Origin of the sequence: Streptomyces sp. NPDC059166, assembly GCF_042755185.1 — a bacterium.
Lineage (GTDB): Bacteria > Actinomycetota > Actinomycetes > Streptomycetales > Streptomycetaceae > Streptomyces.
On record NZ_JBHZCI010000025.1, the window covers coordinates 22,274 to 45,920 of the forward strand.

General features: G+C 67.6%; 15 protein-coding genes. 10 read left to right on the top strand and 5 right to left on the bottom strand.

Annotation, left to right across the window (positions count from 1 at the left end):
• Window positions 1-63 precede the first annotated feature (63 nt).
• The 4 genes from ACFXOA_RS19820 to ACFXOA_RS19835 all read right to left on the bottom strand — a co-directional run bounded on the left by ACFXOA_RS19820 (window position 64) and on the right by ACFXOA_RS19835 (window position 2,920).
• Entirely contained in the window at window positions 64-267 is a 204-nt protein-coding gene (locus ACFXOA_RS19820) for a DUF397 domain-containing protein (protein WP_385029805.1), read from the bottom strand.
• Window positions 264-1,100, bottom strand: a complete 837-nt coding sequence (locus tag ACFXOA_RS19825) for a helix-turn-helix domain-containing protein (protein WP_385029808.1) — start codon at window positions 1,098-1,100, stop codon at window positions 264-266. Before ACFXOA_RS19825 ends, ACFXOA_RS19820 begins: the two co-directional genes overlap by 4 nt.
• 303 nt (window positions 1,101-1,403) lie before the next feature.
• Window positions 1,404-1,553 carry a hypothetical protein gene (locus tag ACFXOA_RS19830; RefSeq protein ID WP_385029811.1) on the bottom strand — a complete coding sequence of 50 codons (150 nt, stop codon included), beginning with the start codon at window positions 1,551-1,553 and terminating at the stop codon, window positions 1,404-1,406.
• A 62-nt stretch (window positions 1,554-1,615) separates the two neighbouring features.
• The gene (locus ACFXOA_RS19835; protein WP_385029814.1) at window positions 1,616-2,920 is read right to left on the bottom strand and encodes a hypothetical protein; all 1,305 of its coding nucleotides are present in this window, start codon (window positions 2,918-2,920) and stop codon (window positions 1,616-1,618) included.
• Window positions 2,921-3,280: 360 nt separating this feature from the next.
• On the opposite strand from ACFXOA_RS19835, the gene ACFXOA_RS19840 reads away from it, so the two are divergent.
• From ACFXOA_RS19840 to ACFXOA_RS19855, 4 genes are all read left to right on the top strand, one after another.
• Entirely contained in the window at window positions 3,281-6,748 is a 3,468-nt protein-coding gene (locus ACFXOA_RS19840) for a DEAD/DEAH box helicase (protein ID WP_385029817.1), read from the top strand.
• A gap of 115 nt (window positions 6,749-6,863) precedes the next feature.
• Window positions 6,864-7,361, top strand: a complete 498-nt coding sequence (locus ACFXOA_RS19845) for an ATP-binding protein (protein WP_385029820.1) — start codon at window positions 6,864-6,866, stop codon at window positions 7,359-7,361.
• 113 nt (window positions 7,362-7,474) lie between these two features.
• The gene (locus ACFXOA_RS19850) at window positions 7,475-9,007 is read left to right on the top strand and encodes an ATP-dependent endonuclease (protein ID WP_385029823.1); all 1,533 of its coding nucleotides are present in this window, start codon (window positions 7,475-7,477) and stop codon (window positions 9,005-9,007) included.
• Complete coding sequence (locus tag ACFXOA_RS19855; RefSeq protein WP_385029826.1) at window positions 8,925-9,398, top strand: hypothetical protein; 474 nt, start codon at window positions 8,925-8,927, stop codon at window positions 9,396-9,398. The genes ACFXOA_RS19850 and ACFXOA_RS19855 overlap by 83 nt, the downstream gene beginning before the upstream one ends.
• A gap of 70 nt (window positions 9,399-9,468) precedes the next feature.
• Here ACFXOA_RS19855 and ACFXOA_RS19860 read toward each other — a convergent pair whose 3' ends face one another.
• A complete protein-coding gene (locus tag ACFXOA_RS19860) occupies window positions 9,469-11,028 on the bottom strand; it encodes a hypothetical protein (protein ID WP_385029829.1) in 1,560 nt (519 codons plus the stop codon).
• Between the two features lie 287 nt (window positions 11,029-11,315).
• On the opposite strand from ACFXOA_RS19860, the gene ACFXOA_RS19865 reads away from it, so the two are divergent.
• From ACFXOA_RS19865 to ACFXOA_RS19890, 6 genes are all read left to right on the top strand, one after another.
• Window positions 11,316-12,743, top strand: coding sequence for a PIN-like domain-containing protein (locus ACFXOA_RS19865; RefSeq protein WP_385029832.1), 1,428 nt, complete (start codon window positions 11,316-11,318; stop codon window positions 12,741-12,743).
• A gap of 90 nt (window positions 12,744-12,833) precedes the next feature.
• The gene (locus ACFXOA_RS19870; protein WP_385029835.1) at window positions 12,834-13,460 is read left to right on the top strand and encodes a hypothetical protein; all 627 of its coding nucleotides are present in this window, start codon (window positions 12,834-12,836) and stop codon (window positions 13,458-13,460) included.
• A 124-nt stretch (window positions 13,461-13,584) separates the two neighbouring features.
• Entirely contained in the window at window positions 13,585-17,427 is a 3,843-nt protein-coding gene (locus tag ACFXOA_RS19875; RefSeq protein WP_385029838.1) for a PglY protein, read from the top strand.
• Complete coding sequence (pglZ, locus tag ACFXOA_RS19880; RefSeq protein WP_385029841.1) at window positions 17,364-20,162, top strand: BREX-2 system phosphatase PglZ; 2,799 nt, start codon at window positions 17,364-17,366, stop codon at window positions 20,160-20,162. Before ACFXOA_RS19875 ends, pglZ begins: the two co-directional genes overlap by 64 nt.
• Window positions 20,159-21,490: a BREX system ATP-binding protein BrxD gene (brxD, locus tag ACFXOA_RS19885; RefSeq protein WP_385029844.1), complete on the top strand. Its 1,332-nt coding sequence runs from the start codon at window positions 20,159-20,161 to the stop codon at window positions 21,488-21,490. Before pglZ ends, brxD begins: the two co-directional genes overlap by 4 nt.
• Window positions 21,487-23,607: a DEAD/DEAH box helicase gene (locus ACFXOA_RS19890; protein WP_385029847.1), complete on the top strand. Its 2,121-nt coding sequence runs from the start codon at window positions 21,487-21,489 to the stop codon at window positions 23,605-23,607. The genes brxD and ACFXOA_RS19890 overlap by 4 nt, the downstream gene beginning before the upstream one ends.
• The last annotated feature ends 40 nt before the right edge of the window (window positions 23,608-23,647 follow it).

Here is a 23,647-nt window from a genome sequence, read left to right on the forward strand (position 1 = left end):
GCAAGGGGGCGCCCCGCCACCGGAACGCTCGGTGGTGGGGCGGGGCGCTGTCCGTGGGGCGGGTCAGTCCTGCGCGGCGAACTCGACGAAGGCCGCCCAGCCACCGCAGGCGACAGACAAGATAGGCCCCGCCTTGTCCTTCGAGTCACGGACGTGGACGGTGTGTGCACGGGCCGCGACCTCGACGCACTCGCCACCCGCTCCGCTGCTGTAGCTGCTCTTGAACCACGCGGACTCAGGCGTCCTTACAAGCGCTTCGGCGTTCATGTCTCTCCCAGGGATTTCTCGATGAGGGCCAGCGATTCGCGCGGAGTGAGTGCCTGGGCCCGGAGGACTCCGTACTGCTCCTCGAACTCCCGGACCGACCTTCGCTCCGTGTAGAGACGGCTGTCCTTGTGCGCCTCAACGTACGCGATCCTCCGCTCTTCCTTGGTTTCGATCAAGGTGAAGGCTCCGGCCATGCCCGCGTGCTCCTCGCGCCGGGTCGGCATCACCTGGAATTCGACGTTGCGGTGTTGGCCGACCAGGAGAATCTGTTCCAACTGTCCGCGCAGCACTTCGTCCCCGCCCAGGGGACGGCTCAGCATGCACTCTTCGATCACGAAGCTAATGATGGGCCTGGGACGACGGGAGAAGATCTCCTGCCTTGCCAGACGTGCTGCTACACGTTGCTCCACGATCTCTTCCTCCAGCACCGGTCGCCACATCTCGAACACGGCCCGCGCGTACTCCGCCGTCTGTAGCAGCCCAGGCACACCATGGCTGGCGTACACATGCACCTCGACCGCCTCCGCCTCCAACCGCGCCGCATCCCGGAAGAACGCCGGATACTGCGCCCGTGCCACCTCCTCCTTGCTTGCCTTCAGTACCCCGCCCGCGTCCAGCAGTTCGTCCGCCTGGTCGATGAACTTCGGTTGCGGGATTCGGCGGCCCTGCTCGAACGACGCGATGGACGACGCCGCGTATCCGGTCATCGAGCCGAACTCCGCCCGCTCCAGTCCCGCCCGTACCCGGAAGAGCTTCAGGTGCTGGCCGAACACATGCAAGATGCCTGACCCGACCTCGTACTCATGCTCCGGCTGCTGTCGCTGATCGTCCACGTCCCACGCCTCCCGTTACCGTGCCGCGTCGCCCTGCCTGCCCCGAACGTCCCGCCTACGCATCGGCCAACGCAGCCCACCTGGGTCGGTCATGCCCCGCACCGCGTACAGCCCGCGCGTGGACGCGTACAACACGGTCCCGTCGGCGCGTCTCTCCTGGTCAACGGTATGCACGCACCGAGATCGTTTACTGCCTGAACCGAGCAGTTCCCCCAGAAGTGCGCAGCGAGGAACGTGAGGTGCGCAGCGCCCAGCTTGTCCCTCGACAAGGACGGGCTCCAGGCCATCAGAGGCAGGGTGGCTTCACGTTCCCCGCAGGGTGGGGATGCCTGTGCTACCCCAGATCCCGGCTGCGTGTTCGTGCTCGTCCCGGATCGCCCAGGTTGGCTTGGCGATGCCGGCCGCTCCGAGCAGCCGCAGCCTGTCGATGCTCAGGTTCCGCAGAGCAGCCATCGGCAGCCTGCGGCGCGCTGCCGGTCCGGGCGGTGGAGGCGTTCTCGGCGAACACCATCGGCCTACGCGGGCAGGGCAGGAAACACGACCACCGAGCCGTCCTTGTCACGCGCGATCTCAATCGCCACGTCCGTCGCACGGCTGTCGACCATGGCGCTGTCGCCCAGCTTGTGAATCCGGTGCGTCGCGCGCATCAGGCGATCAACTTCGCTGGTCGTGAAGACGGGCCGCAAACCGTTCGGGCGGGCCAGCTCCAGCGCTGAAAGGCGTACCAGGACCTCCGCGACGTCCGACTCCATTTCGTCAAGGCCATGTTGGTCACGCCGGAGCACACGAACGAAGTTCTCGAACAGGTTGTCAGGGTTCTTCTGGGCATGCTCGACGGCCTGTAGAACGTCGACTCTCCGCTTCAGTGCAATGGCCAGGGCCGCGAGTTCGAGGTGAGCGCGGAACGTACCGCCGTGGTCGTCCACGCCCGGGAACGACTCGGTCAGCTTGCCGATCTCGACGGGCTTGCCGTCAGGGAGCGCGTCGAGTGCTCCCTGCCACCGGTGAAGGCGGCTGCGCGCCTTGGACAGCGCCGTATCGATGGCGTGCACTGCCGAGTCCAGTCCGAGCGAGGCACCGATCTCGCCCTCGTCAAGGAGAATGGCAGTGGCTCTGTCAATGGCGCTGCGGCAGCCGTCAAGGTCACTGCGCTCGTCATCGAGCTTCTCTTCGTGCAGTTGCTCCAGCAGTTCTGTGATGTGCTCGATGGCCTGCTGGCGTTTTTGGTCGGCATGCGCACTCACCCCTACCGCAACGGCCATGAGGACGAGCGGCGCGGCCACGGTGAGCGCCACGCTGCCGGTGGCCGCGACGCCGGCCGCTGCACCGGCTCCACCGACTGCCCCTGCTGCTGCCACTTTTCCGACGGGCACGAACGTCGCATTGGCTGCGATGCCCGTCGAGTTCATGAGAGCACCGTGGATGCCACCGGCCGCAGCCTTCGACACCATCGGGCGAACGATGCCCTGACCGAACTGGGCGGCAACCTTCGCCGGAACCACCATGCGATACAAGCCTTCGCCGGTAGCGGTCGCCGCCGCCACGGGGGAACTCCGAGCTGATTGCGAGATGAGCTGCGACAGGTGCTGCGCCAAAGGGCTCACAGACTCGAGCGGGATACCTCGGCTGCGGTCGAGCCGGTCGGGCAGCGGATGTGCCTCAAGTGTGGCGATCGGTGAATCGGCCAGACCGGCCAGCACACCGCGCAGTTCAGCCAGGCGCTCAGCCGTCATCGGCCCGTCTCCGGCCACTGCGGGCACTTGGACGTCATCGGTCGCCAGCGTCCACACCGGAACGATCGCCTTGCGGTAGTTGATCATCGTCTCCCCCTCGATTCCCCATGACAGCCTACGGCTGACGTGGGACAGGAGCGGCACGAACTCGTGCCTGTCACCTGCGGGTGCCGTATCCCGATGAACTGACGGTCTGACGCCTTCCGAGAGCTTGTAACCGTTCTGATCCAGAGCCCGTTCCCCCGACAACGAATGGGATCGAGGAGGCGAAGCAATGCTTGGTCGAGCCCTGTTCCTGACGAGCGTCCGCCTCCCGTCGCCGCCGACGGCACAGCGGGCACCGACCCGAGGTCGCATATGCGCCAATGCCCTCTGCGCACGGCGCACAGCGCGCGGTGCTGGCTAGGGTGATCGTTCCTGACGGACCGGAACGAGGGGGCGGGCCGTATGGCGGCGAGTGGTGAGCGGCGACGCAGGGCGGACATCGTGCGCTACTGGCGGGCGGTGGAGATGTTCAGCCCGCAGAAGGTGGAGAAGACCTCGCCGCCGAACGGCATGTATCCCGTGGAGGCCGGGCGTCCTCTGCCGTGGGAGGAGGGGCATCCCGTACGACGGCGGAACCCGGGCCGGAACATGGTCAGGCAACATACCGTCTACTGCGGCGTGTATCCAGTCGCGTCCGTCCGCGATGTCCTGCTCGATGTCTTCGGCGGTAGCGATGAGGACCACGACGGCCGGGTGGACGGTGACAGTGCCGTGCTGGCCTTCGAGGTCACGGACGAGGGGCTGCTGGTCCAGGACTCCATCACCTTCTCCGCGTGCGCCTGGGCGACAGGGCGCAGCCGTAAGCCCGGACCGGGGGCCCAGGGCTGGCTCGACGGCTTCGAGGCGGAAGCCGAGGCGTGCGAAACCGTCGTGCTGGGCATCGGTGACGGCAAGGTGACGATCGCGGACACCGCGCCAGGGCGGCGGCAGCGGACATTTGCGGGGTTGCTGTGCGAGATCACTGTCGGCGCGGCTGGCGGCGCCCTGAACGCCGCACTCGGGCCTGTGCTGGGTGACCTGGCGGTCGGCGCCGTCACCGGCGCGGTCGATGGCGTGGTCAACGGTGGCGCCAGGCGTGCTGCCAGGCGCGAGGACGCAGATACTTCGGACGACAGCCCGTTGGACGACGGCGTGGCCGATGCGGGGGACGACGAGGAGGCCCCGCCCCGGTTGGGTGAGAAGCCGCTGACCGTGAGGGACCTGTCGGCGGTCACCCGGTGGGTCGCGGAACAGTTCGGCGTCACCGACGACCTGAGACCGGAGACGATCCGGGTTCAGTGCAGGTCCGTGTCCCGGCGGAAGGCCGGCCGGGCGGGTGGGTCGGACTTCCTGAACAGCTTCCTCACGGCGGACCTCAGCCTGGTCGCAGGCAGCCTCACCAAGGACGATCCAGGGCCTGCGCTGCGGGACTATCTGACCGCCTCGGCCGCGCTGCGTGGACGTGCGCGTGTCGACCTCAAGCACGAACCCGGAGCGGTACTCGACGGTGTCCAGCCGGCGTACTTCCCGCTCGGGCGCTGGCCGGCGAAGACGGAACACCCGCTGGTGCTGAGCCAGCAGTTCGCGGTGAACCGGATCGTGGAGCAACTCGGCGGCACCGACGGCCTGTACGCGGTGAACGGCCCGCCCGGTACGGGTAAGACCACACAGTTGCGGGACCTCATCGCCTCCGTGCTGGTCATGCGAGCAGAGCACCTGGCCGAACTACGCCGCCCCGAGGACGCGTTCACCGGTCAGCCGCACCGCTGGAGCACCGGCACCTACCAGCGGTCCGTCGCCCCGCTCAAACCGGAACTGGCCGGATACGAGATGGTGATCGCGTCGGCCAACAACGGCGCCGTCGAGAACGTCTCCAAAGAGATCCCGGCACTCGCATCCGTCGCTGCGGAGTGGCAGGAAGCAGCGTCCTTCTTCCCGGAACAGGGACGACTCCTCCTCGACGGCGCACCGTCGTGGGGAACCCTCGCCGCGAAGCTCGGCAACAAGGGGAACCGTTCGGATTTCCGCAACGCGTACTGGTTCGGCCCTCCGCGCGCGGAGCGGGCCGAGCGTGGCGAGGGCATGCGGGACGTCCTGAAGGCGGCTGCTTCGCGCGGCTTCAGTCTGATGGAGTGGCGTGAGTACGTCATTCGTTTCCGGGACGCGCGGCAGACGGTGGAGGCGCTGCGGGACGAGCGGCAGCGAGCGTATGAAGCGCTCCTGCACTACAGCGGATCACAGGAGGCCGTGACCACCGCCCAGGCGGCGGTTCTCAGCGCCGAGCAGGACCTGGAGGCCCTCCGGCAACCGGCTGTGGACGCCCGTGCGGCCCGCAACAACGCGCAGAGGGACCTTGCAGGCCCTGCGGGCCGAAGGGCGGAGCACCGTCGGCACCGGCCCGGTCTCACCGCGGGCATCTTCACCCTCGGCTCGGCGCAGCGTGACTGGCAGACGGAGGACCAACTGCTGGCCGTGGCGGAGCAGACAGCTCGGGCCGTGTACGAGGAACACACCCAGGCGGCCGCCGCGTACGACCGGGCCGAAGCGGCACGCAGAGGTGTCCTGGACGAAGCCAGGCGGGTGCTCCAGGTGGCTGAAGGGCACCACGCACGACTCGTGGCTACCTTGGGGGCGGCCCTTGAGCGCTGGAACACCTTCATCCCGGGGCAGGAAGAACGCGGCGAGCGGACGGAGGAGGACGCCAGGGAGCTTTCCTCGCCGTGGTCCGATCCGGAGTTCACCCGAGCCCGCACCCGGCTTTTCCTCGCTGCGATGGATCTGCACCGCGCCTTCCTCGAGGGCGCGGCCGACCGGATGCGCAAGAACCTCGACGCCGCGATGGACGTCCTGTGCGGCGACGCCCCCAAGACCCTGAAGCCGGAAGTGGTGCTGGCGGCCTGGCAAAGCCTCTTCCTCGCTGTGCCCGTCGTCTCCACCACCTTCGCCTCACTGGACCGGATGTTCACCGGACTGGGGCCCCGGTCGCTGGGCTGGATGCTGATCGACGAGGCCGGCCAGGCGACCGCGCAGATGCCGGTGGGCGCCCTGTGGCGAGCCCGCAGAGGCGTCATCGTCGGCGATCCGCTGCAGCTGGAACCCGTGGTGACACTGCCGCACACGGGGCAGCAGGCACTGCGCCGCACCTTCGGCGTGGCCGAGGAGTGGGAACCGTCCCGCACCTCCGCGCAGCGTGTCGCGGACCGGCTGAACAGCTACGGCACATGGCTTCCGGCACCCCAGGGTTCCGAGGACGACCGGGTATGGGTGGGGTCGCCCCTGCGCGTGCACCGGCGCTGCGACGATCCGATGTTCACGATCAGCAACGAGATCGCCTACGACGGACTCATGGTGCACGGGGTGCACCGGGACGACGACTACGCGGTGGCGCGGCGCGGCGTGTGGTGGCCGGTGAGCGGAGGGAGGGCCTCGCAGGGGAAGTGGTCTTCGGAGGAGGGGGATTGCGCGAACGTCATCGTGCACCGGCTGGTCGACCAGGGTCTCGACCCGGAGCGTGAGCTCTTCGTTATCAGCCCGTTCCGCGACGTCGTGGCCGGACTCCGCCGCAGCCTGTGTCAGGTGGTCCCGCGCGACAGGGTGGGAACCGTGCACACGACCCAGGGGAAGGAAGCCGACGTGGTGCTGCTGGTTCTCGGCGCGGGCGGCGACAAAGCAGGTCCGCGAGTCTGGGCGGCCTCCGCGCCGAACCTGCTGAACGTCGCGGTGAGCCGCGCTCGTCGGCGGCTGTTCGTCGTGGGTGACCACGACGCATGGCGTGGACACCAGCACTTCGACGTACTCGCACGCCAACTGCCTTGTATCTCGGAGGCCGAGCAGGAGGCCATGCGGGCTCTCGCCCCGACGGCGCTCGCCGAAGGGTGCCGCTGCCGGTAGGCGAGGGCACAGTCCGCGGGTGCCTGTCCCGCACCGCACCGCGCGGTGTACGGCACGCGCGCCGAGGCGTACAGCCCACTCTCGTCCGCGTGTCTGCCCTGTTCAACGGGCTGTCGTGGGCGAGATCGTCGTCGCCATGAGTCGAGCGACCACCTCCGAGGTACCGGGTGCGCAACCGGGAACACCCGTACGCGAATTCGCCATGCAGTTCACTTCCACGCCACGCGGTGCCAGGCTCGCCCGGCGCCTTGTCTCTCACCGGCTGGACGAGTGGGGCCACCCGTACGACTCCCCCTCCAACGAGACGTTCACCCTGATCGCCGCCGAGCTGGCCGCGAATGCCATCCGTCACGGCCATGTGTCCGGACGCGATTTCCACGTGCGGCTCGTCGAATGCGTATCCGAGGCAACGACGATTCTCCGTATCGAAGTTGCTGACACCCGCACCGAGCGGTGCCCCTCCTCCAAGACGCCCACGGCACCGGCTGCCGACGACGAGGCAGGGCGTGGCCTGCTTCTCGTCTCGCAGCTCGCCGACCGCTGGGGCGTGGCACCCCGTGTCGGAGCACCAGGCAAGAGCGTATGGGCGGAACTCGAACGTAATTGCCAATAGAGCGTGCAAAGTTCGGCGAAGAGAATATCCGATTACCAGCCACCGTCGTCGCTAACATCATGATTGTCACAGCGGGCCCATCTGGCCCACCCGAACCACATTCCAGGACGATCGTGAAAATCAAGCGTGTGCGCGTAGAGAATTTCTGCTGTCTACACAAGGTGGACATTGCCTTCGAGGACATCACCTGCTTCATCGGCCCGACCGGTGTCGGCAAGTCCACCGTGCTGCGCGCACTCGACTGGTTCTTCAACGGCGAACGTTCGGTCTCGCTGAGCACGGACGATGTCCACTCGGCGGCGGATGGCGAGCATATCTCCGTCGAGGTCGAGTTCGACGGACTCACCGCTCACGACCGCGATGCCCTCGGCCGGTACGCACCTGAGGGAGCCGAGGCCTTCAGCGTCTGGCGGACCTGGGACGCCGGGGATGACAAGATCACCGGGAAGGCGTTGGCTTACGGCCCCTTCGAGGAGGTTCGACGGCACGCCAAGGCGATGGACAAGCGCCGTGCGTACAACGATCTCCGCGAGAGCGACCCCGGGCTCGGACTGCCCCCTGCCGGGAAGGCCGAAGTCGTCGATGAGGCCATGAACATCTGGGAGCTGGCGAACCGGGACCGGCTCACCGAGACTGAGATCGAGGGGACACATTTCTTCGGGTTCGCGGGGCAGAGCAAGCTGGCCGAACTGATCGACTTCGTATTCATCTCGGCCGACCTCCGTGCCTACGAGGAGGCTGACGACTCCAAGGCGACGGCTCTCGCGCGCATCCTCAACTACTCGGTGGACCGTTCCCAGGCGAACGCGCAGCTCGGTGAGATCGAGGATGCCGCCCACCTCGCGCGCCAGAAGGTGCACGCAGATGTCTACGGGACCGTGCTCCAGGATTTGTCGGCTGCGTTGTCGAACGAGGTGGCGCAGTTCACGACTGGCCGGGAAATCGTCGTCACGCCCACCGTGCAGGCGCCGAGGGCCTCCAAGACCGTGTTCGAGGCGAGTGTCATGGACGGGGCTGCCAAGACATCCGTGTATCGCCAGGGGCACGGCTTCCAGCGCGCGCTGATCATCGCGACCTTGAAGTACCTGGCCGAGCAGCGACGTGCCGACGGGGGAACCCGCACGCTCTGCCTCGCCGTCGAGGAGCCTGAGCTGTTCCAGCACCCGCCGCAGGCAAAGGTGTTCGCGGACGTGCTGCGCGGGCTTGTCGCGTCGTCCGTGGAGGGGCGGACTCAGGTGATGTACGCGACGCACAGCCCTGTGTTCATCGATCCCGAGGGCTACCACCAGATTCGGCGGCTCAGCCGTGAGGTGGTGGAGGCGCATCCGATCACCAGAGTCTGGCAGGCATCCGAGGCCGAGCTGTGTGCGTCGCTCACCGGCCTGGTGGGTGAGGATGCCATCAAGCGGCGGACAGGACCCCGGCTGGCGGGCTCGCTGGCCGAAGGCTTCTTCGCCCACGCGGTGGTGCTGGCGGAGGGCGCTACGGACGGGGCTGTGCTCACCCGGCTGTGCGGAGAGGGCCGGAGTGAGTCTTGGCGCGGAGGGGGTCACGGTCATCGATGTGACGGGGAGGGACAACATCCTTCTCTGCCATGCGATTCTCAGTGCCCTCGGCGTGCCGTGCCACGTGATCTTCGACGGTGACGCCGGAATGCTGGAGCGGAAGACCGAGTCCGTGCAACACCTGGAACCGGCGAAGCGGCAGGAGAAGGTGCGGAAGTTCGAAAACCAGGCGCGGAAGATCGCTGACGACAATGCGAGCCTCCTCGGATATCTGAGTGCCGCGCGGACGCCCTGGCCCGCGACGGAGGCGTCCGCGACGTACACGGTGTTCGAGGATGTCCTGGAAACGTATCTGTCGGGGTATTGGCCTGCCTGGGGCAGTCGCCGACAGGAGCTGATCGACACGGGGGACGGGGTGCCCGACAAGAATGCGGCTACGTACCGAGAGGCCGCCCGAACGGCGACGACGGAGCCTCCCCACGTTCTCCAGGCGGCGTTGGAGAACGTACGAGCCATGACGAGGGGCTTCTGACGCTGCGAACCGATGAAGATCGGTGGAGGGCACGCACTTCGTGCCCTCCACCGCATCGTTCGGTGCCACCTCAGCCGCAGGCGCTCGCCCCGGCCTCCGTGACGACCACGTCCTCAAGCCGGACGGACAGTGCCTCGTCGCGCCGGGGGTCCCACAGCCACACGCGGTCCCCGGACGTGCCGAAGGTGAGCAGAGGGCGCGAAGTGGCAAGCGGGCCGTTGAAGACGGGGATGTCCTTGGATACGGGCTTGAGGCAGACGAGGCTGCCCTGGACGCCGTAGTACGCCGCCGGGGTCTCGCCGGACGCCGCGGCCGTGCGTGCTCGGTTCGCGGCTGTTTCCGCCCCGAGAAGTCCGGCGGTCAGGGAGATCCCGATGACGAAGAGGCTCATGAGCGGTACGCCGATCCGGACCATGCCTCGTGCGTGGACCCACTGGTGGTAGTGGCGCATCCACCCGGCCACGGCCAGCACCACGACCGCGAGTCCAAGCGCGATACCGATGGGCTTCAGCGAGGCCGCGTAGGACCAGTACACCGAGACTTGGATGGCTTCGGAAGGAACGCCGAACCCGGCCTTCAGATACATCGTGTGCAGCAGACCGCCGAACCAGGGCAGGCTGAGGGCGAGCGCGGGGACGAGTGCCGGCACGGCCCAGTTGGCGTTGCGGCTGAACCAGGAGTGGACCAGGGCGTAGCCCAAGCCGTAGAGGATCAGAGCGCAGAGAGCCACCCCGAGCACCGCGTACGCCGTCACGCGCGCCACTTGTGCCGGGGGACCGGGCATGGTGAGGGCCAGCAACAGACCTGCCAGGGTCATCGGGGCGACGGCCACAGTGCCCCAGACCATGGTGACGGTCTGAGACCGTTCCTCCCTGCGGTCGGTGATCTCATGGCCCACAGGCCACACCAGGGCGCACGCCAAGAGCAGCGGCACCAGCACGAACAGGCCATCCGCGGCCGCAGCAGTGAATCCGCAGGCGACCGCCATGCCCAGGCATGCCAGCACAGGGCCTGCCAGGCGCCATGCAGGCACCGGACTCGGCGGTGGCGCCTCGGGGTCCCGGCCTTCCATGCCCATTGGGATGCGTAGCTGCAGACCCTGTGGGTCGTACGGGCGCCCGGTCGGTGCTCCGCGCTCCAGACGCTGTTCGAGCGCGTCGATGGAGGGACGGCCGGCTTGCTTGAGGATGCGAACGGTGGAGATGACCCCGAGTGAGGTGCGCAGGGCTGCGACCCAGGCTCGAGGGCTTCGGGTACTTGAGGGTGCCGATGCCTCCGGGAGTCGGCGGTGAGCGTGGAACACGGAGCGATGGTCGTTGGCAAGGTCGTGCTCGATGAGGAACGCATCCACCACCCACATGCCTGCCTGATGACGGCGAGCAAGGTTCTCAATCTCGGAGACCGCGGCCTGCACCGCACCGAAGCGTGCGCCGTGCAAACGGACTTCGACGAGCAGTCCCACTCGGCCGGGGCCGAGCGGCGAGGCGTCCGCCGCGTCGTCGCGGGGAAGCCATGGCCTCACCGACCATCCGCGCCCCTCCAGAAGCTGGGCCGCGAGGCTCGTCTCGTCCGGACGGTCGACGACCGCGACCAGGACCTCGATCCGGCGGTTGAAGGGCTCGGTGGGCAAGGCCGCCGTGTCCGCACGGCCGTCAAAACCTTCGGGGTCGCTCGGATCGGCCGACCCTGTGCGCGGACCCGGTACCGTTCTTCCGGACGATCGTAGGATGGCCGTCCGCCATGTTCGTACCATGCCGCTCTCTCCGTTCTCCTGCTGCACAGGCACACCGTCAGCGGTCCCGTACCGGCCGTGCCCAGTTGGCCGAGATAGCTCTCTCGTATCACGGCCAGGCCTGGCACCATGCGCTTCATCGCCCTGGAGCACGAAGGGGCCGACGAGGGGAACCACAGAGCAGCATGGCCTTCAAGGACGAGCCGACGGAGAGCGGGACCGGTACCGATGCCGCGAGTGGGCTCGGGCGGGGGATCTTCGACTGTGACGGCGCACATCAGAGTCCTCGCAAGCACGACTACGAGCGGGTCTTCCAGCGCGGGATGGTCGTCCTCGACACCAACGTGCTGCTCAACCTCTACCGCTCCAACGCCCGTACCCGGCAGGACACCCTGGCCGTCCTCACCAAGCTCCGGGACCGGCTCTGGGTGCCGCACCAGGTGCTCACCGAGTTCTGGCGCAACCGTGAGTTGAAGTCCGTACGCCATCACCACAGCACCAAGGCCAAGGAAACCTCGGCGGCATTGGAGCGGGTTCGGCGGTCAGCGAGTGACGCCGTCGAGCGATGGGTCAAGGACGTACGACTCAAGCAGGACGAAGGCGTCACCCAGCGGATCAACGAGAGCCTGGCAGCACTCTCCGAAACCGTGGAGGAGCTGCAGGGAATCATCGACGGCCAGGCCGAGCGCGACGCGCTAGGGGGCACGGCCGAGACCCACAGCGACCCCGTACTGAGGGAACTGGAGCCACTCCTCTCGGGCCGCATCGGCGAGCCTCTGCCGACCGACGAGTACGACAAAGCCGTCCAGGCCGCGCAGAAACGGGCCGACGACGAGATCCCGCCCGGCTACGAGGACTTCAAGACCAAGCCGGCCGAGCGGGCAGCCGGTGACTACCTGCTGTGGTTGCAGTTGCTGCAGGAGGCTCAGCGACGCTCCTGCGATGTGCTGCTGGTGACGGGGGACGTCAAGAAGGACTGGTGGCAGCCGCGGGACGGTGACATCCCGGCACGCCCCAGGGCCGAGCTCGTGGTGGAACTCAGGGAGCAGGCGGGTGTCCGCCTCTACATGCTGACCCCGGCGGAGCTGCTCACCTGGGCCGAGCAGTTGCTGGAAGGTCTGCACGTCGACAAGGGTTCGGTGGACGACCTGGAGCAGTTGCGCGGAGCGGACCGGGACGACGACGAGCTGGAGGAGGGCTGGACCCGGCCGTCGCTGGACGCTTTCGTCGAGCAGCTCGTCGCGCGCTATCCGGCGCATGCCAAGGTGATCGTCGCCGCCGCTGCGAATGGAGGGTTCGTGGACCGGGAAACGGTGTACGACCTCGCGGGCTACTCGCCGGACCGGCAGCTCAAGGGATTCACCCGGCCGGTCAGCACAGTGGCACGTGAGCTGGAGGACCAGGGGGTGCTGAGCGGCGATGAGCCGTTCCTGCTGCACACCATCTACGGATCGCTGACGGAACCGTCCTGGGCCAGCGGATTCCGCATCCCGGACGAGACGATCCCGCTGCTCCGTGAGTCATTCGAGAGCGGGCCACTCTGGCCGACTTCTCTCAAGGGCTCGGACGAGTCCGCAGAGGAAGGCAAGGGACCGGAGCGCGACGACTCCTAGGCAGCCGCTGCCCTCCGGCCGGTTTGCGCCCATGTTCCTGTCCTCTGCCCCTGTCACACAAGTGGGGACCGCCGGGAGACAGGGGAGACCATGCACAGTGGTGCGGGGTGGAACGGCAAGGGGGTGAGTCCCTCGGCGTGGGCGCGGAAGCGCTTCGGCGCACAGGCGAGCGGTCTCGTCGCGGGCGTACCGAAGCGACTGACGCGGGCGCACCAGCGGGCACGGGCCGTGCATGCCGAGGCGAATCTGAAGAAGCGCGGACCGTACGGGCACGTCCTGGCCGAAGCCGTACGCGAGGAGCTGGCCGATGAAGCACTCGATCTCGGCGGGACGGTCCGTGAGCTGCGCGGCTATGCCTACGCGGTGATCAATGGCTACGCCCTGTTCCCGTTCCGGTACGCCGACCGTGCGGCTCCGCTCGACCGGGCGCGGTTGCGTGCCGATGTCTCGCTCCAGCGCAGGCGCATGCTGACCGCCCACGGGCCCGAGGCGCCGGAGGGCCTCTTCCCACTGGACGACATTCTCACCACGGACGCCTACGTCGATCTCCACGAGGTTTTCGAGGAACTCGGGCGCACCACGAAGCTGGTCTCCGTTTTCTTCACCTCCGCGTGGGAGGACGGTATCCACGCCATCCACTGGGGCGATGCGCACCTCGACGGGGACAGGACGTTCATCTGGTCGTACGTCGAGCGGCTGACCCCGGACAGGAAGTGACTCGAAGAGCCTTTGCTGATCTTCCCATCTCCTCGCTGGAGGGCCGTGTGAGCTGGCAGGATAGGGGTGAGATGCGCGTAGCGCGGAATATGTGAACCGCCGAGTGAGGGAACGAGAGTCACCGATGCCCACGAATGAGCTCTTCCTGCGGGATGTCATCGACATCAAGGAAGACGTCCATGCCGGCGATTTCAAGGTGGAGCTCACCGGTGGCTTCACCGAGACCGATGCCAGGATCGCCGAATATGTGGTCACCGATCAGCTCAAGGCGGCTTTCGGCAAGGCCCTCGGGATCGTGCGCGCCGCCGCTCGCAGCGGTAACTCGCACGCCGCCTACCTCCACGGCTCGTTCGGTTCGGGTAAGAGCCACTTCCTGACCGTGCTGCACGCGGTGCTCAACACCGTGCCGTCCGCCCGGGCCAAGCCGAAGCTCCAGGAAGTCATCGCCGAACACGACGACTGGCTGAAGGGCAAGCGGTTCCTGATGGTGCCGTATCACCTTGTCGGATCGACCGACCTGGACTCGGCCCTCCTGGGTGGGTACGTCGCCGAGGTGCGGAGGCTTCACCCCGACGCATCCGTCCCGCCCGTCTATCGAGCGGACTCCATGCTCGCCGACGCCGAGAGGTTCCGTAGGGCGATCGGTGACGCGGCCTTCGCGGAGCTGCTGCCTGTGACCGGTGGTGCATCCGAAGCGGTCGACGACGATCTGGACGTGATCGACGGGGCCACCACGCAGTGGACACCGGCCGAACTTCACCGGGCCTTCTCCGCGCACGCCGGCGATCCTCTGCGGGAGCGGCTGGTCTCCGCGCTGCTGACCGGGCCGATGTCCTCGTATGCAGAGGGCGCCCGAGGCGATGCGCAGGCATTCGTGCCGCTGGAGAACGGCCTGGCTGTGATCAGCCGGCACGCGGAGTCACTCGGCTATGACGGCATCGTTCTCTTCCTGGATGAGCTGATCCTCTGGCTACAGGCACACATGTCGAATCGCGAGAAGGTGAACTCCGAGGTCAGCAAGCTGGTCAAGCTGATCGAGTCGGGGGACAGCGCGCGGCCGGTGCCGATCATTTCGCTCATCTCCCGACAGCGCGATCTCTCCCAGCTCGTGGGCGCCGACGTGGCGGGCGCGGATGTGAAGAACCTGGAGCAGCAGGTCGAGTACCTCGCCGGGCGCTTCGACGTGATCAGCCTCGAGGACCGCAATCTGCCGGAGATCATCAAGGAGCGCATTCTCAAGCCCAAGGACCAGCTCGCCCGCGCTGCCCTCGATGATGCCTTCGCGACCATCGAGTCGAGCAACTCGCAGGTCAAGGATGTCCTGCTCGATGCCCATGGTGCGACGCATGCGGATTGGTCGGACTTTCGGTCGGTGTATCCCCTCTCTCCCGCGCTGCTGAACGTCCTCGTGGCGCTCTCCGGCGCTCTGCAGCGGGAACGCACCGGTCTCAAGCTGTTGCAGGAGATGCTTCGGAGGCGGCGCGCGGACATCAAGTTGGGCGAGCTGATCCCGCTCGGTGATCTGTGGGACGTGCTTTCGGACGGCACCGGGGAGGCCTTCACCGACCGGCTCAAGAACGAGGCCGAGGCCGCGCACACCTTCCATGCCAAGGTCCGGGCGCATCTGCTGGAGAAGTACGGCTCGGAGCAGAGCGAAAAGTTCATCGCGGACGACAGGTTCGTCAAGACCCTGCTCCTCGCGGCGCTCGCCCCCGACGTCCCGGCGCTCAAGAGGCTCACCGGTGGGCGGATCGCTGCGCTGAATCACGGGTCGATCCGCTCCCGTACCGTTGCTCCAGGTTCGCTCGTGGTGACCCGACTGCGCGAGCTGCAGGCCGAGTTCGGTGAGATCCGGGCAGATGGCGACCAGGACCCCGTCTTCACGCTCCACCTGTCCGACCTGGACATCGAGCCGCTGCTCGACATGGTCGCCGACGAGGACAGGACCGGAGCCCGGCGCATCTGGGTCAAGGACCAGCTATGGAAGGCGCTCGGACTCAAGGATTCCGGAGCCTTCGTGTGCGAGCACGAAATCGTATGGCAGGGGACGAAGCGCACCGCCGAGTTCGTCTTCGAAAACGTCCGGGACACCGCGCAGCTGTCCGCCGAACAGTTCCGCCCAGGCGTGGACGGGCGAGTCCGGTTCATCCTGGACTACCCATTCGACGACGGTCAGCACTACCCGAACGACGACGCGCAGCGCGTCGAGGCGCTTCGGGCCGAGGGGCTCATGGCGCCGACGCTGGTCTGGCTGCCCTCGTTCCTCTCCGAACAGAAGAGCGCCCAACTCGGACGGCTGATCAAGATCAACTATCTGTTGGAGCGTGACCGGCTCGACGACTATGCAGGGCACCTGCCCTCCGACGACCGTGTGCGCGTGCGTCACCAGCTCGCCGCTCAGCGCGACACCCTGACGTCACAGCTCACCGCGACTCTCGCTCAGCTGTACGGCATCGCGAAGGTGGACGAGAACAGCGTCTCCGCGGAGGTGAGCGACGGTAAGCACATCCTGTCGCTGCTGCCTGAGTACGCGAGGCCGCAACTGCAGGGCGGCAAGTCCTTCCAGGACAACCTGCAGCACCTCGCCGACGGTGTCTTCCGTGCCCTGTACCCCAAGCACCCCGACTTCAGCAGGACAGGAGACCGCAAGGCTGTCAGCCTCGCCGAGCTGAAGACCGCTCTCACCTGGATCACCCGCGCTATGGACGATGGTGGCCGCCGCATCGAGGTCGACAGCCACCATCTGAAGACCGTCAAAAGGATCGTCGAACCTCTGGAGCTCGGACAGGTCCACGACGGCCCACTCGTCCTGCGCAACGACTGGCGTGCACGCATCAACCAGGCCGCGCACCAGCACCGCCCGGGAGCCGAGGACCTGACGGCCGAGGAGATCCGTACCTGGATCGCCGAGGATCTCGGCTGGACCGGACTCGACAAGAACATCAGCAGCCTGATCATCGCGACCTACGCACTGCTCGACGACCGTGCCTGGACCTACCACGGCAGCCCCCAGCCCCAGCCGCCGGACCTGGAGCGCATCGGCGCCGGCTACGGGCTGCGAGCCCAGCAACTGCCGACCGAGGAGGAATACGCGACCGCCAGGCTACGGGCGGCAAAGCTCTTCGGCGTGGCTGTCCAGCCCAATTTGTTCGCGCGAAACGTGAACAAGCTCTTCACCGGCGTCAGTGCGAAGGTCGCGGAGTTCGAGCAGCCGGTGAACGCCCTGCGTACGTCGCTGAGCAGGCACGCAGAGGCACTCGGCATGGATCCGGACAGCAGCGAGCGGCTGTCCTCAGGAAAGGACGCGGCGGACCTCCTGGCCCGTCTCGGGCGTCACCGGGACGCGACCGCGCTCGTACGGGAGCTGGCAGGCGCCTCGCACGAGACGAGTGACCCCGTGCTGGCCACCGCGCTCACCTCGTCACCAGATCTCCTTCAGGCGCTTGACGACGCGGACTGGGCGCTGCTGGACGGAGTGCGGGGATTTGCGGGGCGTCAGGACAGTGTGGGGGAACGGGCCGACAGGTTGCTCGCGGAGATCGCGGACGCTGCGGCGACCAGTGAATTCGAGCGCTCGCTGATCCCTGTGCTGGGATCGATCCGGGTCAAGGCCGTTGCCCTCGTCCAGGACGCCGCCCGGCTGACGCTGGTGGAGACTCCCGTCACACCGCACCCGGTGGCGGTCAGCGAACAGACCGCCGCGGACGACGTGTCTCTCACCCAGCACGGCAAGCCGTCAGTCACTTCCAGTGGCCCTGCCACGTCCACCTCTGACCAGCCGGGACCGGGACGCTCCCGTACGGTCAGGCTTCAGCCCAGCCACGTCGAGAACTCACTGAACAAGCTCTGGGACGAGATCCTGGCCTACTCGGCCGCGCACCCCGGCATGGCGGTGGAGGTCACGTGGCAGGTGGTCTCTGGCGAGGCGGGCACCACCAGTTCCACCGAAGACGGGGCGCAGTCCTGATGGCGCTGCGGCCGCTCATCGACCGGCGCATCGTCGAAGCGCTCCTGGAGACCGAGCTACGCCGTGCCGCGGACTGCAGACTTCTGCTTGTCAACGCACGGTACGACAGCACGGCTCCGACGGAGTTCACCGCCCGCATTGACGGCACGCCGCAGCCGGTGAGGGTCACCGACCAGGACTCGGTACTCGGGATCGTCGCCGCCTGGCAGGAACTCCTGGATGGCGCGGAGACCGAACTGCTGCTCGTCGTCACCAGCGACGTTCCGGCCAATGTTCTCGGCTGGGACGTCCGCGCACACGCAGTAGGGCGCCGCATCCTCAGCGTTGACCGTGCCGAGATCGTCAAGCAATTGTTCGGTGCTGCCGACCTCGACCCTCGGATGATCAGGGAGACCTGGCTGCTCACAGCGCTGCTGGAGGCCGAACCGGTGGACGGCTGGCCGCGCAGCGGCTCGGTCCTCACCCGGGACGACGCAGTGCGGGCGCTGGTGGGCGAACGGCTCGGCCTCGGACGTGGCTCCGCGGGCCACCTCCTCGAACTGGACACGAACGCGCTGCTCGCCTGGTCACGGACGACAGCCGGTCCTGCCCGGTTCCGGGAGCTGCCGGGAGCGGAACGCGATGGCCTGACCGCTTGGCTCACCGACACCGTCGGGGCGGCCGCACCCACGCTGCTGTCCCTGGTCGCCGATGGCCGGGGGCAGGACGCGATGGCACTCGGCGTGCTGGGTTCCGTGCTCAGCGCACCAGAAGCCCCTGCCGGGACCAGCTTCGCCCTCGGAGGTCTTTTCGGATCCTCCCTGCGATCGGTGGAGGACCTGCCGAAGTTCACCGCCTCCGTGATCGGCACCCTGGCCCGGTGGATCGCCGAGGCCGAGGTCAGCACCCCCGCAGGTGCCGAGGCGCGCCAGCGTGTCTACGCCGTTCTCGACCGGGCCGACGCCCTCGCCTCCGAAGCGGGGCTCGGGCAGGCGTTGCGCATCGACCCACTTCTGCCCTCGGGTTTCAGGGCGCGGTTGCGGGATCTGGCTGCCGCCCTCCCGGATTCCTCCAAGGCGGCCGAAGCCGCTCTGGACCAGGTACTGGCACACCAGCTGGCTCGCCTTCACCCGGCGAGCTGCGAAGCGGCGCGCATGGCGGTGAGGGTGGTGCGGTGGCTGGACGGGCCCGCCCCGACCGCTGAATCCGTCGGCCAGGCCGTCCACGAGCAGTTCGCCCAGTGGGGGTGGGCCGACCGCGCACTGCGTGTCCTGGCGGCCGGCGACCCCATGGGTGATCCGGTGGTGGGGCAGGCCTACCACCTGCTCATCGGCAGTGCACGAGCACGGCGCAGCGCCCTTGACGAGCAGTTCGCCGCACGCCTCGCCGGCTGGACACGCACTGCGTCGTCCCAGGCGCCTGGCGGAGCGCTCCTGATCGAGGACGTACTCGAGATGCTGGCCGTGCCGATGGCTACCGGAACGAGCCCGCTGCTGCTCGTCCTGGACGGTATGAGCGCCGCGATAGCGGCTCAGCTGGGCGACGAGATCGACCGTCGGATCTGGACCGAAATCGCGCCCGCACCGCAGGCTGCCACTCCACCGCGACGCCATGCTGCCGTTTCCATGCTGCCGTCCGTCACCACCATCAGCCGCGCATCCCTGCTCTCGGGGATGCCGACCAACGGTAAGCAAGCCGCGGAAATCAGTGGGTTCGAGACCTTCTGGAAGCGGCATCGGCGCGTCGGAAGGCTCTTCCACAAAGGGCAGATCGGCGGCGCCGAGGGACATCGACTCGCGCCCGAACTGCTGGAGGCGCTCGCTGGGGACGACATCGTCGCCGTCGTGCTCAACACCATCGACGACGCCCTCGACCACGGGCAGGAAGGGGAGCGGACCAGCTGGCGGCTACGGGACATCAGCCACCTGCTCGATCTCCTCAACGCGGCACGTGGATATGGCCGTCCCGTCATGCTCGTATCCGATCACGGACACGTACTCGACCGTTCGCCGCACGGGCAGGGGCCCCTGAAAGCACCCGGGGCACAAAGCGCCCGCTGGCGTACCGGTGAGGCAGGAGAAGGTGAAGTCGAGCTCAGCGGCCCGCGGGTGAGGGAAGGCGGTGGTACCATCGTCGCACCGTGGCGTGAGGACATTCGATACACGCCGCGCAAAGCCGGTTACCACGGTGGCGCCTCGCTCGCCGAAGTGACCGTGCCCGTGATCATGCTTGTCCCGGCACAGGAACTACTTCCGCCCGGCTGGGTGGTGTTGCCGAACGAGCAGACCTTGCCTGCCTGGTGGCGGGCAGGCAGCGACGCCGCACCAGCACCCGTGGAGACAGGGGCGCCGGTGATCCGCAGGCCTCGGCGCCGAGCGGAGGCACAGGCCGGCGAGGCGCTGTTCGCCGCTGATGAGGTGACACCTGCGACGCTGACCCTCGGTGGCAAGGTCGTCGGTTCGCAGCGCTACAAGACGCAGCGGAAGTTCGTGCGCCGCCCACCGGACGGCAAGGCCGTTGTCGCCGTCATCGACGCGCTGGCCGAAGCCGGTGGAAAGCTCACCCCGGACGCCGTGGCCGCAGCGGCAGCCGAGGCCACCGGTCGGTCTCAGCGGAACGCGGAAGTCTTCGTCACCGTCGTGCAGCGGCTCCTGAACATCGAGGGATACGGCGTGATCAACCTGGTGGACGCGGGGCGGACTGTGGAACTGAACATTCCCCTCCTCCAGGAGCAGTTCGGAACGGAGCAGCCATGACCGGTGTAAGCGAGGTCAGTGCGGCACGTCGCCGCGAAGTGGTGGACGCCCTGCGCCGCGGAACCGTTCCGCAGTCCGGGCTCGATCTCTTCGCAGTCGGCCTCGGCCAATTCAGCGGGGCGCTGGACGACGACATCGCGACCGTCGCACAAGGCGGATCCGCCTTTCACGCCATCCGTGGTGAGTACGGCTCCGGCAAGACCTTCTTCGCCAGGTGGCTGGCCGAGCGGGCCAAGCGCGCCGGCCTCGCCGCCACCGAAGTGCAGATCTCCGAGACGGAGACACCGCTGCACCGGCTGGAAACCGTCTACCGGCGGCTCACCGAGCGGCTCACCACCGCCACCCATCAGCCCAGTGCCCTACGAGCCGTGATCGACTCCTGGTTCTACACGCTGGAAGAGGAAATCCTCGACGCGGGCGAAGTGGAGGACGACGACGAGGAAGCCCTCGGGACTGCCGTCGACGCGCTCATGGAGCAGCGCCTCGCCGAGGTCGCCCGCACGACTCCCGCGTTCGCCGCAGCCCTTCGCGGATACCGCGGAGCGCGGGCTGCCGGGGACGCTGCTACAGCCGAGGCGCTCATCGCGTGGCTGGGCGGTCAGAAGTCGGTTGCCTCCTCCGCGCGGCGTGCAGCCGGTGTGCGCGGCGATCTCGACCACTTCGGTGCGCTGGGCTTCCTCCAAGGGCTCCTGACCGTGCTGCGGGACTGCGGTCACCCCGGGCTGCTGGTGGTGCTCGACGAGATCGAGACCCTCCAGCGCGTGCGCGGAGATGTGCGGGAGAAGGGGCTCAACGCTCTGCGTCAACTGCTCGACGAGATCGACACAGGCCGTTTTCCCGGCCTCTTCCTGGTGATTACCGGGACGCCCGCCTTCTACGACGGCCAGCAGGGGGTGCAGCGGCTTCCCCCGCTTGCCCAACGGCTCGCCACCGACTTCACGACCGACCCGCGATTCGACTCGCCGCGCGCCGTGCAACTGCGGCTGGCCGGATTCGACCTGCCCCGGCTCGGGGAACTGGGGCGGAATGTGCGCGATCTGTACGCCGGAGCGGCCCGAAACCCGGAACGGATCGCGGCGCGGGTCGATGACGCGTACATCGGCGAACTGGCTGCCGCCGTGACGGGCAGTCTCGGCGGGAAGGTCGGCGTGGCACCGCGGCTATTCCTGCGCAAGATCGTCGCCGATGTACTGGACAGGGTCGACGAGCACGACGAGTTCGACCCTCGGCAGCACTACGCGCTCACCGTGTCCAGCGCCGAGCTGAACGAAGTGGAGCGCAACGCGGCGGCGTCGAGTGCCAGCGACATCGAACTGGAACTGCCATGAGCCCGATCGATGATCTGGATCCGGTCCTGGTGCACCACATCGTCAACTCCCTCGGGTGGCGCGGACTGCGCCCCCTGCAGGAGGAGTCGATCCGACCCGTCATGGCCGGGGAAGACGCCATTCTGCTGGCTCCCACAGCGGGTGGAAAGACCGAGGCCGCCAGTTTTCCCCTGCTGTCCAGGATGACGGCGGAACGCTGGTCGGGGACGTCGGTGCTGTACGTGTGCCCCCTCAAGGCCCTGCTCAACAACCTGCTGCCACGGCTCGAGACGTACACCGGCTGGCTCGGGCGTACTGCGGCACTCTGGCACGGGGACGTGACTGCCGGGCGGCGGAAGAGGATCCTGACCGACCGGCCGGACGTGCTGCTCACCACACCGGAATCTCTCGAAGCGATGCTGGTGAGCGCCAACGTCGACCACAGAGTGTTCTTCGCGGGTCTGCGGACCATTGTTGTGGACGAGGTTCATGCGTTCGCCGGTGACGACCGCGGGTGGCACTTGCTGGCCGTGCTGGAAAGGCTTCAGAAGACAGTCGGCCGGCCCGTGCAGCGCATCGGACTCTCCGCGACCGTGGGCAATCCCGCGGAGCTGCTCAACTGGCTTCAGGGGTCTGCTGTGGGCCGTCGATCGGCTCGTGTGGTCGCGCCGCATCTCGACGAGCCGCAGGGTACGCAATCGGTGCCGGGCGACATCGAGCTCGATTACGTCGGCTCGGTCGAGAACGCGGCGACAGTGATCGCGGCACTCCACCGTGGTGAGAAGCGCCTTGTGTTCTGCGAATCACGCCGCCTTGTCGAAGAACTGGGAGAAAAGCTCCGGCTCAAGGGCGTGACCACGTTCCTTTCGCACGCCTCTCTTTCGGTGGACGAGCGACGCCGTGCGGAGCAGGCATTCGCCGAAGCGCGTGACTGCGTCATCGTTTCCACGAGCACGCTGGAACTCGGTATCGACGTGGGCGACCTTGACCGGGTGATTCAGCTCGAGGCTCCCATGACGGTGGCGTCCTTCCTGCAGCGTCTCGGACGCACCGGCCGCAGGGCAGGTACCGAACGCAACTGTCTGTTTCTCGCACTCACCGAGAACGGACTTCTTGCCGTGGCAGCTCTGTTGCTCCAGTGGAAGCGGGGCTGGGTCGAGCCGGTCGTCGCGCCTCCGGAGCCACGCCACATCGTGGCTCAACAGCTCCTCGCTCTGTGTCTCCAGGAACACCAGGTGGGCGACAAGCTGTGGCAGGAGTGGTGGAACGGTCTCGGCCCCTTCGGGCAGCCGGCCGAGCCGATCGTGCGCCATCTCGTGGATGAAGGATACCTGGACCAGGACGGCGGCATGCTCTTCATCGGTCCTGAGGCGGAACGACGTTTCGGGCACCGGCATTTCATGAATCTCACTGCAGTCTTCACGGCCCCACCCCAGTTCACCGTGCTGCAGGGGCGCATCGAGATCGGCAGAACCGATCCCGACCTGCTCACCGAGGAGATCGAAGGGCCGCGCAAGCTGCTCCTCGCCGGTCGGAGCTGGCTCGTGACGTACATCGACTGGCACCGCAAACGCTGCTTCGTCGAGCCGACCGACGGTGGGGGGAAGGCCAAGTGGAGCGGACTCGGATTCGAGCGCGCCATTGCGTTCGAACTCATGCGCGCCACGCGAGAGGTTCTGCTTGGGGCCGATCCGGACGTGGCCCTCTCCAAGCGTGCCGTCACGGCGCTTGCTGAGGCGAGGGACCACTTCGTGGATGTTGTTCACCCTGGCGGCACACTGATCACGCGTACCTCCGGCGGGCAGGCGCGCTGGTGGACGTGGGCCGGTCACCGGGCCAACGCCACGCTCGCGGCGACGCTCGGCATGGTTGCCACGCCTGCCCAGCGGGTGAACGACTGCTGGATTCGGCTACGGGAGGACGTGGACCGGCAGCACTGGAAGCAGGCTGTGGCCGATATGCCGGACCAGCTCTGTCTGCCGGACGTCGATCAACGGGCCGTGAAGGGGCTGAAATTCGGTGAGACGCTTCCACCCCGCCTGGCGCAGGCGACTCTGGCGACGAGGTTCGCCGACCTGGAGGGTGCACGGGCTGTCCTGAAGGAGCCGGTCAGATTTGTCGGCCTGACATCCTCCTGACGCTGATCGCCTTGCGACACACGCCGCCCCCGGCGCCTGA